Source organism: Enterococcus gallinarum NBRC 100675 (genome assembly GCF_001544275.1).
Lineage (GTDB): Bacteria > Bacillota > Bacilli > Lactobacillales > Enterococcaceae > Enterococcus_D > Enterococcus_D gallinarum.
On record NZ_BCQE01000051.1, the window covers coordinates 1 to 11,669 of the forward strand.

Consider the following 11,669-nt stretch of genomic DNA (forward strand, 5'->3'; position numbering starts at 1 on the left):
CTGTTTTATCTATTATTAATTGACCATCTAATCCATTTCTTGCTTGTTCAATTGTCTCTACAGCATTATCAACATCAGTTTGCGTAGCATCAATATTGGATAGAACTTTTTTGCCCATTTCAATAACCATATCATACTCTACTTTTTTATTAGACGATGAATATAAGTATTTTTGGCTAGCTTTAATTTGTGAAGATTCTTCTACAAGATTAGTTAATATTTCTTTATTCACAGCAATATAAGTATAAGTTAAAGTTTGAATACCTTTCACAAACTGAAGTGTATTTCCATCCATATAGCCTTGAGAAGTATTGATATTAGTTCTTTTTTGAATATATCCTGCTAAAGTTATATCATCGGATAAATCTTTTTGCGTTCCCGGATCTCCCTGAATTATCTTCTCTGTTCTTATTTCTTCTCCAGTTACATCATCAATATATTTTATAGCTATATAACTTCCACCTGCAGTGTATTCGAACCTAGTAAGATCAAACTGTTGAAGATTTGTCCCTGCCCCAGTAGATCCAAAAATTGCAAAAGCCAACTCTTCAGAACCAACACTTTGTCCAGTTGTTAATCTGGACTTATCTAAGTAATCAGTAATATTTCTACTAAAAATTTGCCCCCCATAATTAATTGTCATATCTTTAGTTTCCCCGTTATATTCGACAATAAAATCTAAAAAATCATTATTTTTCGGATTGTTAATTAATTTTTTTGCATCTTCTTTTAAAGTAATTGCTTTACCAGAACCATCAGTAGAATAAAATGCACCAAATGCGCCGTTATTATATCCTATAAATTTAGGATCTGCACTTGCTTTTTGCTCATTATTAGGAGTAGAAGTATTGTGCCAAGTATCTAATTTAAATCCGAAAGAATTAGGAATTCCTCCTATACCTATGCTTGCACCTGGTAATCCAACCACTCCTGGTAAACTAGTAGTAAACACAGCAGCAACTCCATCACCACCAGCTCTTCCTGAAATAGTATAACCTTCATACTTATTTCCCAAGTTAAGTTTTCCTTCTAATCTGAAACTTTCATTCATATCAATTCTATTAATTAATTGAAAACTTCCTGCTTGTCCCGATAAATCTTCAGTTAATGTTATGAGTTTATAACTATCACTACGCGCACTACCTGCTTCTAGAAAATAATTCATCATATTTTTTTTCTCAACAATTAATTTTGCTTTTGGTTCTAATTTTGCATCACCTAAAAAGACAGTAGAGTTATTTTCATCAAGCGGGCTACTTCTCTTAAAACGATTCTTTGAATTTTCTACCTTTTCTTGATTAATCATCGTATGAGATATCCCTATATTTGCCTTTATTGATACTGTTTTCTCTTGATGTTCATTCCCCTCTACTATTGAATTAGTTGTATTATTTAAATCTTTAGAAACTGGAGTAGTACCCATTCCCTTTTTATTATCTGCTACCTTACTTATATCATCTTGCTCATTATTTGATACATTCGAGCTAATTTTATTCAACATTTCACTACTAGTTTCTGAACTATTCAAATACTGTTCTTCTACATTAGTATACAAATTGCCAGATTCTCCCTCAATAGTGTTTCTTTCAATTTCAGATTCTAGTTTATCGCTTGGTTCATTAGAACGACTATCTGTGGAAATATTACTTACTTTTTCTATTTTATCTGTTGAATCATGTATTTTACTCTCATCTATTACTGCTTCTGAATTTGAAATTATTGAATCTTCTAACTCAGATTGAACTTGCTTAGACTGGGCGACTTTATTTTCTGTTTCAGTTAATTCCGTGTTAACACCTACGTTCTCTACAGCATTAATACTATTTCCTTCATCAAACATAGTATCGCTAATAGCGTTATTTTTAGTTGGTGTTGTAGAATTTTCAGTGACGCTATCAAAAGCTACCTCATTTTGTTTTGTTAAGCTTTGTGATTCCTCAGCATATGCTAACGTTGTACTTCCGAATGTTATGCTACCAAAAATAATACATCCAATAATAAATGAGGCTGCACCACCACCACCTTTTTTCTTTTTAATTGCATATTTGAACTGCTTCTCCTTCTTTTGATAAAACATACTATTCATCCTCCTTGTTTATAAACTTATCGAAAGAAGCCTAAACAAAACGAACGTTCATTTCATCAGAAGAAGAAAAAAAAAGCCCGCTTCGTCATATAATATATATTAGAATAGTTTTGAAATATTTTCAATATGAACGTTCACTTTTTAGTCGCTTATAAAAAATATTTCTTTTGTGTCCCTTTAAGCTTTTTATTTGTTGTTAATTATGAAAGGAGAAGAAAATGAAACTAGAAGAAGAGAAAGATGCAATTTATACACAAATGAGAATGATACTTGAGGAAAGGAGGAATCTTAGTAAAGACTATTATGAGTTAAAATCTCAACTTTTTACCTTAGATAGTATTGAATCACCCAGAAATTCAAACAAAAATAAAGATTTTGCTAGGAAATCGTCAGCGACTATCTCTAAAGAAGCACAGCATCAACTATATATTAATGAACGAGTTAATATAAATAAACAATCAATTGCATACTCGACTATCAGTTTAACCATTGCTTCAATTCTAAAGAGTACCGACCGTCCACTATCAAATAAAGAAATCTTCTAAATTCTAACTAATGATTATGGATTAAGCATTTCCTATAAAAACTTAACTCATAGTATTCTTCCCAGAATAAATATTGATAGTAGTATCAATGTAGAAAGAGCTTATAGAGGTTATTGGCAGTATAGATTGCATTAGCTTCTTTCACGCTCTCTGTTCCTTTTCCTTTTAAATTTTATTGGAAGAAGTGAGTAGAATGTCAGAAAATGATGAACGCGTGAATGCCCAACTTATTCGTTTTTTTGAAAAGGTCATTGAGAATACTGCAAATTCCTATTTTAAAAAGCAGAAAAAGATAAGTGACCACGAACAATTCGATCAATTCCCTCAATATCTTTTTACTGAAAATAAAATCAATATCAAGCAACCTGTTACTATTTTAAATATAACTTTTCTAGTTGAAGATACTCAATTAGCTGAGATTATTCCTTTATTAAAAGAAAAAGAACAGATATTTCTTGTTGAAAAGTTTATTTTTGATAAAACTGACAAAGAGATTGGAGAATATTTAGGCATTACTAGACAGGGAGCTACAAACTTAAAACATCGTCTTTACAAAAAATTGTAAAAATTACTTATTTAAAATTCCCTTATTTTCTATTTGGATCCGATCTCCTCCCAAAGATAACTTTAAAAATATATGGGAGGTAAGAAAGGGATGCATACTTTAAAAAAAGATTTTATATTAGCAAGAGCTGGAAATGAAGAAGCTATTGAAGCCATTCTAAAAAGATTTAGCTCTTTAATGCATAAACAATCGTGGAGAAATGGAAAATATGACCAAGATTGCTATCAGGAATGTATGATAGCAGTTTATCTAGCAATTTCAAAATTTGAAATTAAAGAATAAGTTTAATTTTGGGAGATGCTTTTGCTTCTCCCTTTTTTCATAACTATTTCAAATTGATCATTGAATCCTTTAGTTGATCTATATTTATTAACTCAATTATGTTGGGATGCGGCTGCCTAATTAAACGATTTTTAGTGAGCTTTGTTAAATATCTACTAAGCGTTTCCGGTGTCATTCCCAGATAGGAGGCGAGTTCTTTTTTTGTAGTTCCCAATTTTATTTGTATTGTTTTTTGCTTAATATTTTCTCCCAATAGATACTTAATTAAACGTGTTTCTACACTTTCAGTTGTGATTTCAGCGGTTAAACGTTCTGTACTATTAAGACGTCTTGCCATCTCTGATAGGAGTTCTAAAGCTATCTGAGGATGTAATAATAGAATTCGTTTAAAGTCTTCTTTATGAATTGTGCATACTTTAGTTGGTAAAATAGCTTCTATAAAAAACTCATAATGTTGTTCTTCAAATAGTGCTAGTTCTCCTACAAAATCTCCTTGTTCTAAAATACGAATTATTTGTTCTTTACCTGAAGAGCCTATTCGATAGACTTTTACTCTCCCTTCTTGAATAAGGTAAAGAGATTGGAGTATTTCTTCAGCTTGATATATAAACTGGCCTGTAGAAAAGGCTTGTTCTGTAATATCATTTTGAACACATTGAATTTCGTTAAGGGATAATCCCTGAAATAAAGGCATTGTACTAATACAATGATTGTACTTTGTGAAATCAATCATGCTATCGTTACTCCTTTTTTTGTGGTTAGTATAACATAAAAACGCTCACCACTATTAGATTATCGGTGAACGTTTTTTTAAATTATTTTTCTTTCTCTGCATTGTAAAGAACAGCTAGAACTGAAACTTCAATAGAGTCTTTTACTGCTTTGGAATACGGACAAATATCATGTGCTTTTTCTGCAATACTTTGAACACTTTCTAAATCTAAATCTTGAATCGCAACTTGAATCTCAACGCTCAATTTAAAATCCACATCATCCGGTTTTTTATATAATTTAATAGTATGTGTAACTTGTGAAGGATAGTAAATTTTATGTTGGATTTTGATAATTTCTAATGCACCGTGGAAACAAGCACTATACCCTAGTGCAAATAATTGTTCTGGATTTACTCCGCTTCCAGATCCACCCATTTCTTTAGGTGTAGAAATTTTCACTTCAAACGACCCATCATTTAAATAGCTCACCCCATCTCGGCCACCAGTATTAATTGCCTTTGTTTCATAAATTTTCTTGTAATCAGACATATGACATCACTCCTTATTTTTATATATTTTTATTATAAAAAAGAAAAATATTATTTGCATTGATCTAAATCAAGAAGAATATAAATATTCTACGCAGAAAATAATCTGTTATGCAAAATAAAAATTAAGAATCATCAATTCATAAATAAATTTCTAATACTTAACTAAGTAGCATTCGGTTAATACAAAGGCCAACAGCTGCAACAGCTCCATTAGTTTCTCGATAATCTTTTAGTAAAATATTTTGTTTTTTTTCAGTACTTAAAAGTGTAATATTTTGTTCAATATATTTTTGTAACAATGCATACAATTGAGTTTCAGTAAATAATTGTCCATGAATTATGATATATCGTGAATCAATTATCATGCCGAGATTATTGATTGTAACTGCCAAGTATTTAATAGCATTGTGCAGAATATTAATAATTCCTTCGTCTCCCAACTGATATGCTTTTAAGATGATCTCAATAGACAATTGATTACGCTCTGAACAAAGCTGTCTTAAATAAGTCACAGTTGAATTATCGTATAAAAGTTGAGATTTCTTTATTATCCATGATTCACTAGCATATGTTTGTAAACATCCTCGTTTACCACACTCACATAATTCACCATCTGGATGTACAATAACATGTCCAATTTCTCCAATAACTACGTTAGTTAACCCATATAATTGTCCATTATAAATACTAGAGCAAAACATTCCACGTCCTACATGTAGAATGGAATAATTATCATCATTTGGAATATTATTAAACAATCGTTCAGAGATAGCCATGCACTCAACATTGTTACTAAAATAAATGGGGCCACAAAAATATTCTGGTAACTGATCAAAAACAAAATATTCCCAAAAAGGATTGTTCGTTTGAATTCCTTGTTTTTCTTCGTAAAAGTGCCCAGGCAAAGCCATGCCAATCGCTTTAGGATCGTAATGTTTAAATTTAGTTATGAAAGACTTACAGGCTTCATAAAATAATTCGGTTGATAAACCATCACGATACTTTGAAGAAAGGATTACTTCTTTCTCAAATATTTCACCTTTATTATCACAAATTACAAAAGAAAAAAATTTTTCAGACAACTCAATTCCAACATAAAAACTATGTTTACTAGAAATAGTTAATAGGATTTTTTTTCTACCAGATTTTACTTCTCTATCATTTTCTTCTCCAATTTCTTCAATTAACTTACCTTTAATTAGTTCACTTGTAATATCGCTTACAATAGCTGGCGTAATACCTGTTTTTTTAGAGATATCAATTCTCGAAATTGGCGATTGTGTGTAGATAAGTGTTAATACCTTTTTCTGTCTCTTTCGTTGAATTTTTGTTAATTTCATAAATTCCTCCGTAGTTTTTTAGTCTTCAATAGTTTAGCATATTAATTATTTTTTATAAACAACAATCGCATAATTAAGTTTAATTAGTTATTGACAAACAAAAAAAAGTAATTTATTATCAATGATAACAAAAAGAAATCAATACAATCTTAGAAACTCAATAAAAGCAGTATTTGATTATTTTTTGTTAAAAATATACAAGGAGATAAATTAATGACTAAAAGATTGATTAGTTCCAACGCATCAGAAATACTTAGTATGACTCCACAAGAACTAAAGCAGAGTATTAAGGCTAGCGAAGGCAGAGTGATTATGTCAGAAAATGTCGTTTTTAGAGAAGCGTTTGTTGATGACATCACTAATGCAGAACTTGCGAGAGCTTTTGGTGCAGATATGATTTTATTAAACGGTATTGATGTATTAAAGCCTGAAATAAATGGTTTACCTTTCTTTGAAAACACTTTCTCGGAAGCGCTTCACAATCTAATTGGACGACCAATTGGTGTTAACCTAGAACCAATCGATCGTTCTGTGAAAATGATTGAAAAAAGATTAGAAATTGTCGAGGGAAGACAAGCAAGTATCAAAACTATTAAAGAAATAGAAAAATTAAAACTTGATTTTGTCTGTTTTACTGGAAATCCAGGAACAGGCGTAAGTAATAAAGAAATTATCGAAACTATTAAAATTGCTAAAAAAATTTTTTCCGGTTTAATAATTGCTGGTAAGATGCATGGTGCCGGTGCTAATGAGAAAATTATAGATGTGGGAACAGTAGACGCTTTTATCGAAGCAGGTGCTGATATTATTTTAGTCCCAGCTGTAGGAACCGTTCCAGGATTTGATATTTCAGATTTAAAGTCAATTGTAGCGCGCGCACATGAGAAAGATACATTGGTGTTAAGTGCCATTGGTACAAGTCAGGAAAGTTCAGATCCTGATACAATTAAACAAATAGCAATACAAAATAAAATATGTGGTGTAGATATTCAACATATAGGTGATGCCGGGTATGCTGGATTGGCACCTGTTGAAAATATTTTTGCCCTTAGTAAAGCTATTAGAGGGATGAGACACACCGCTTCAATGATGGCAAGATCAATTAATCGTTAAAATAATAAAAAAGGAGAAAAGAAATGAATAAGATTAATACGTATTTGGAACAAAAAATGTTGCCGATTGCTGGAAAGCTTAGTAGTAATAAATTTTTAGTTGCTATTCGTGATGGAATTACCTTAACAATGCCCCTCATTATTATTGGTTCATTATTCATGGTTATTGCTAGTTTCCCAGTTCCCGGATGGGAAACCTGGTTAGGGGATGTTGGCGTTTCTGGCTATTTATGGAAAGGCGTAGACAGTAGTTTTGGTTTAATTGGTTTAGTTGCAAGCTTTGGTATTGCACATAGTTTAACTAAACAATACGGAGTAGATGGTGTATCGTCTGGTATCATATCTCTGTCAACATTTATTACAGTAACACCATTCTTATCATCAGATGCTGGAGCAGGGATGCCTACTGGTTACATGGCTGCTAAAGGATTGTTTGTTGCTATTATTCTTGGCTTAATCAATGGTTATGTATATCAATGGTTTATTAATAAAAATATTCAAATTAAATTACCAGATACAGTTCCTTCAGCTGTAGCCAAAAGCTTTAGTGCAATCATACCTGGAGCTGTTTTAATAACATTTTGGCTTATTATTTTTGGTTTGTTAGATACTTTTTCATTACCAAATATTCATGATATTGCTCAAGTAGTTCTCGGAAAACCTTTAGGATTATTAGGAAGTAATATTTTTGGAACTATTATTGTTGTTGCTTTAAATAGTTTATTTTGGTTTATTGGTATTCATGGTGGTAATGTTATCAATTCAGTTATGCAACCTATTTGGATTGCTAACTTAGATGCTAATCGCGAAGCTTATCAAGCTGGGCAATCATTACCTCATATATTTACAGTAGCCTTTATGGATAATTTTGTTTATATTGGTGGTGGGGGGGCAACAATTGGTTTAGTTCTTGTGATGGGATATTTAGCTCGCAAGAAAAAAACAAGTAAGCAAACTAAAGTATTGGCTCCAATAACTGTAGTACCAGGGCTTTTTAATATAAACGAACCAACCATGTTCGGTTTACCTGTTGTATTAAATGTTATGCTATTAGTTCCTTTTATTTTAGCCCCCATTGTCAATGTGGTAGTAGCATACTCCGCAATGATAACAGGCTTAGTTCCATTAACAAGAACAGTGGCTACTTGGACAATGCCTCCTATTATTAGTGGTTTTTTAACAACAGGAAGCCTAATGGGCTCCGTTTTACAAATTGTTTTAATTGTGTTAGATATCCTTTTATATTTACCCTTCTTCTTGGCCATTGAAAAACAGTTTAAACAAGAAGAATTAGTTTAATTAAAAATAATAAATATAGTTTACTCAGCAAGATTAAATAGTAAAATACCGACTTTAACTGTCTGAAATCAAAAATGTTATAAAACTACTTATACGATTACTTTTACGATATTTTATCGGAATTAGGTAATCGTATTTTTGTTGGATTTTTACTAGGTTCTTTACTTTCATACATTTCCAAATGTCAAATTAAGCTAGACAAATTGCCTTGGCTCACATAACTCAAAAATACTTCCATCGGCGTCTTGTAGTGCAATGATTTTCTAGGAATATGATTTCTTTTAGAAGCGATACTTTGGATGAATGATTCAGGGATTTCTCTGAAGTCCATTGATTTTGGGAGTCCGTCTTTTCGAAGCAACCCGTTTGAATTTTCATTCAAGGCACGTTGCGAAGGGGTTCCGAGATCAGCAAAAAAGATCTCGATATCATTTGTATTGCTGATCGATTTCCAATTGGAAAACTCTTTGCCACAATCAAAAGTGATGGTCTTGAAAAGGTGTGGCGGAAAAGTTTGAAACCAGTGATTCAATGTTAGTTCAATGTCTTTTGCCTGTCTGCCAGCGGGTTTTAAGGTAATGATTGCTTTGGATAGGCGCTCCACTAGCGTAATCACAGCACTTTTGTGCTTCACTCCAACAATTGCGTCACCTTCAAGGTGACCGAATTCTTCATCGAAATTCTGATAGCGGGCGTTTCTTTCGTGAATCGTTCTTTTGTAAGCTTGCTTACCACGTTTTTCTTGGTGTCCATTGGGTTTACGCTTCCCTTTCATTGGCAAATCCAAAATATTGAACTCATTGTTTTTGAACTTCCGATACAAAGTGCGAGCCGAGCAATCAATTGTTTTCTCGCCACGACCGATGAGCACATCTGGTGGCCACCCTTGATTGATCCTCTTTTGAATGTATCTTGTTTGATCATCAGGCAAGACAATGGGGCGTCTGCCGCATCGGGATTTGTTTTGCTTGTATTGTTTGTAGTAATCCAGCGCATTCTTTCCCTGTTCCAATGCGTGATAGACATTGTATACCGTTTGTCGAGAGCGTTTTAGAAGTCCAGCGACTTTGGAGGCAGGTTGGTGTATATGGAAATAAGACTCTATCAATACGAGTTCGTCTGGTGTAAGATGTGTGTAGGCCATTTGTGCTCACTCCTTATAATTCTTTCGACGGAACTATTTTGAGTGTAGCACAAATGGCTTTTTTCAATTGTCTAGCTTAATTTTACAATCGGCGATTCTATTTTTTATTACCTTTTTTGTTTCTTTTTTATATATTTTTTTATTGTTAATAATGACTAGGATAAAAGTCCTATCTTGCCCATTGATAATTAAATAAAGTTTTTGAACAACGTTCTCTGCTATTCGAGCTAGAACTCAAGTACGCCATGACCCAATTAGCGACAAATACTTAGAGACTTCTTTTTGTTTTGGGAAAACAAAACGCCATGACAATAGCAGCAAATAATGATACTTCCGTAAGGCTCGCCATAAACTGGGGAGAGGTGAAATTCCTATGTGCTTACCCAAAGCAGTTCAAAAATTTTAAACTATTCTTTTAGGAGATGATTTTATAAAATCAAAAGCCTACTTTAATAAAAAACAAACCTGTGAATTTTTAGGGATTGATAATAATACTTTAGATAAGTGGATTCGTGTATATAATTTTCCGGTAATAAAAATTGATGGCGTAGTTCGCTTTGATGTAGAGGATATCAAAGTTTTCATGAATACATTCAAAAAAATTTGAAATTTTCTTCTCGTCACATATACTAGAAATAGCGAAATATACTGCCTTACTTTTTAAAGGAGTGAGGAAGTTTGCCTACAAAACTTTCAAATGGAAAATATAAAACTAATCTGAGGTATCCAAAAAAATTCAGAGAAATCACTGGAATTTCATCAGAGAAGTACCAAAAAGTATTTCCGACTAGGCAATTGGCTATTAAGGCCGAAAGGGAAATGAAAAAGAAGATTGAAACAGTTTTAAGAGAGGAGAATGCAAACTCACTAGAACTAAAAGGAAAAATAAAATTTAAAGAATTTTATGAATCAAAATGGCTTCCTAGATATGAACTAGGTCAAACTACTAGATCAAACAGGGCTCCGAGTAATGTAACAATTAGTAATACCAAGGATATATTCCGATTGCACATCCTGCCAATGTTTGGTGAGTATGGAATGAATTATCTGAATTCAAATACTGAGATAATATCAGATGAATTAACAAAGAAATCGAAAGAATACGCAAATATAAAAATCATCAAAGGTTATGTTCGTTCTATGTTTGATATTGCAGAAATACTAAATTATATCGAATTCAACCGAACTACTAAAATTATTCAATGTATTACTGCACCTAAAAAAATTGCTTTAGAAGAAAAAAGGATGCGCGAAGGGAATCAAGCGTTATCGTCAAAAGAGCTGACCGATTGGATAAAAGCAGTAAACAGTGACTTGAATAATCATTTACTTACGCTTCACGATTATACACTTTTCATGCTTACCTTATACCTAGGTGATAGAAAAAGTGAAACTTATGCTCTGCAATGGAAGTATATCGATTTTAATAAACATACGGTTCGTCTCAAACATGCTTTAGATAAATATCAAAGAAAGACATATACAAAAGGTCGGAAAGATACCGTTATTCAAGTACCAGAAGTTGTAATGACATTGTTAAGTAAATGGAAATCAGCTCAGGCTGAACAATTATTAAAATTAAAAATTGAACAAACATCAGATCAGTACCTCTTTACTTATTCTAAACCATCCGGAGAAGTAAATTGCCCTGTTCACGCTGATTATCTAAACTATCGAATCAATTCAATTAAAAGAAGGCATCCTGAATTAGCTCGTTTATCTCCACACAAACTTCGCCATACCTATGCAACTATAGCTAGACTAGGTGGAGCAAATATGAATCAAATCTCTAATGCTTTAACACACTCAGATATTTCTACTACAAAAATATACGTGAACACACCTGATGTAGTTGATAAATCTGTTTTTGAAGCATTCCAAAAAGGTTTAAATAATTGTAATTAACGTGTGTTCTCAAATGTGTTCTTATTATAAAAAAAGACACTTTCCAAATAATTGAAAAGTGTCTTGAAACATTGATATAAATAGAATATTAACGTTTTGAGAACTGTGAAGCTTTACGGGCTTTCTT

At 32.1% G+C, this 11,669-nt stretch carries 11 protein-coding genes; 6 read left to right on the plus strand and 5 right to left on the minus strand.

Going from position 1 to position 11,669, the window contains the following annotated elements; translation table 11 throughout:
* The coding region (locus EG2_RS17550) for a lectin-like domain-containing protein (RefSeq protein WP_060815615.1) at positions 1–2,077 on the minus strand (2,077 nt) is incomplete at its 3' end.
* Between the two features lie 227 nt (positions 2,078–2,304).
* Between EG2_RS17550 and EG2_RS17555 the strand changes: the two genes are divergently transcribed.
* The 3 genes from EG2_RS17555 to EG2_RS17565 all read left to right on the plus strand — a co-directional run bounded on the left by EG2_RS17555 (position 2,305) and on the right by EG2_RS17565 (position 3,478).
* Positions 2,305–2,631: a hypothetical protein gene (locus EG2_RS17555; RefSeq protein WP_010710002.1), complete on the plus strand. Its 327-nt coding sequence runs from the start codon at positions 2,305–2,307 to the stop codon at positions 2,629–2,631.
* Between the two features lie 193 nt (positions 2,632–2,824).
* Positions 2,825–3,196 (plus strand): sigma-70 RNA polymerase sigma factor region 4 domain-containing protein, encoded by a 372-nt coding sequence (locus EG2_RS17560; RefSeq protein WP_060815617.1) that lies wholly within the window; start codon positions 2,825–2,827, stop codon positions 3,194–3,196.
* A gap of 90 nt (positions 3,197–3,286) precedes the next feature.
* On the plus strand, positions 3,287–3,478 hold the full coding sequence (locus EG2_RS17565; RefSeq protein ID WP_010710004.1) for a helix-turn-helix domain-containing protein: 192 nt from the start codon (positions 3,287–3,289) through the stop codon (positions 3,476–3,478).
* Between the two features lie 43 nt (positions 3,479–3,521).
* On the opposite strand, the gene EG2_RS17570 is transcribed toward EG2_RS17565, so the two are convergent.
* The 3 genes from EG2_RS17570 to EG2_RS17580 form a co-directional block, all read right to left on the minus strand.
* On the minus strand, positions 3,522–4,211 hold the full coding sequence (locus EG2_RS17570) for a Crp/Fnr family transcriptional regulator (protein ID WP_060815618.1): 690 nt from the start codon (positions 4,209–4,211) through the stop codon (positions 3,522–3,524).
* Between the two features lie 82 nt (positions 4,212–4,293).
* The gene (locus EG2_RS17575) at positions 4,294–4,740 is read right to left on the minus strand and encodes an organic hydroperoxide resistance protein (protein ID WP_010710006.1); all 447 of its coding nucleotides are present in this window, start codon (positions 4,738–4,740) and stop codon (positions 4,294–4,296) included.
* A gap of 160 nt (positions 4,741–4,900) precedes the next feature.
* Positions 4,901–6,082, minus strand: coding sequence for an ROK family transcriptional regulator (locus tag EG2_RS17580; protein WP_010710009.1), 1,182 nt, complete (start codon positions 6,080–6,082; stop codon positions 4,901–4,903).
* Positions 6,083–6,295: 213 nt separating this feature from the next.
* On the opposite strand from EG2_RS17580, the gene EG2_RS17585 reads away from it, so the two are divergent.
* Positions 6,296–7,195 (plus strand): DUF7916 family protein, encoded by a 900-nt coding sequence (locus tag EG2_RS17585; protein WP_010710010.1) that lies wholly within the window; start codon positions 6,296–6,298, stop codon positions 7,193–7,195.
* A gap of 23 nt (positions 7,196–7,218) precedes the next feature.
* The gene (locus tag EG2_RS17590) at positions 7,219–8,493 is read left to right on the plus strand and encodes a PTS sugar transporter subunit IIC (RefSeq protein WP_010710011.1); all 1,275 of its coding nucleotides are present in this window, start codon (positions 7,219–7,221) and stop codon (positions 8,491–8,493) included.
* Positions 8,494–8,677: 184 nt separating this feature from the next.
* On the opposite strand, the gene EG2_RS17595 is transcribed toward EG2_RS17590, so the two are convergent.
* A complete protein-coding gene (locus EG2_RS17595; protein ID WP_060815620.1) occupies positions 8,678–9,637 on the minus strand; it encodes an IS30 family transposase in 960 nt (319 codons plus the stop codon).
* Between the two features lie 678 nt (positions 9,638–10,315).
* On the opposite strand from EG2_RS17595, the gene EG2_RS17600 reads away from it, so the two are divergent.
* On the plus strand, positions 10,316–11,542 hold the full coding sequence (locus EG2_RS17600) for a tyrosine-type recombinase/integrase (protein ID WP_010710013.1): 1,227 nt from the start codon (positions 10,316–10,318) through the stop codon (positions 11,540–11,542).
* Positions 11,543–11,669 lie beyond the last annotated feature (127 nt).

Bases quoted from the DNA above. Each gene is read 5' to 3' on its own strand.
- EG2_RS17555 (WP_010710002.1), top strand. From the start codon at position 2,305: ATGAAACTAGAAGAAGAGAAAGATGCAATTTATACACAAATGAGAATG.
- EG2_RS17560 (WP_060815617.1), top strand. From the start codon at position 2,825: ATGTCAGAAAATGATGAACGCGTGAATGCCCAACTTATTCGTTTTTTT.
- EG2_RS17565 (WP_010710004.1), top strand. From the start codon at position 3,287: ATGCATACTTTAAAAAAAGATTTTATATTAGCAAGAGCTGGAAATGAA.
- EG2_RS17570 (WP_060815618.1), bottom strand. From the start codon at position 4,211: ATGATTGATTTCACAAAGTACAATCATTGTATTAGTACAATGCCTTTA.
- EG2_RS17575 (WP_010710006.1), bottom strand. From the start codon at position 4,740: ATGTCTGATTACAAGAAAATTTATGAAACAAAGGCAATTAATACTGGT.
- EG2_RS17580 (WP_010710009.1), bottom strand. From the start codon at position 6,082: ATGAAATTAACAAAAATTCAACGAAAGAGACAGAAAAAGGTATTAACA.
- EG2_RS17585 (WP_010710010.1), top strand. From the start codon at position 6,296: ATGACTAAAAGATTGATTAGTTCCAACGCATCAGAAATACTTAGTATG.
- EG2_RS17590 (WP_010710011.1), top strand. From the start codon at position 7,219: ATGAATAAGATTAATACGTATTTGGAACAAAAAATGTTGCCGATTGCT.
- EG2_RS17595 (WP_060815620.1), bottom strand. From the start codon at position 9,637: ATGGCCTACACACATCTTACACCAGACGAACTCGTATTGATAGAGTCT.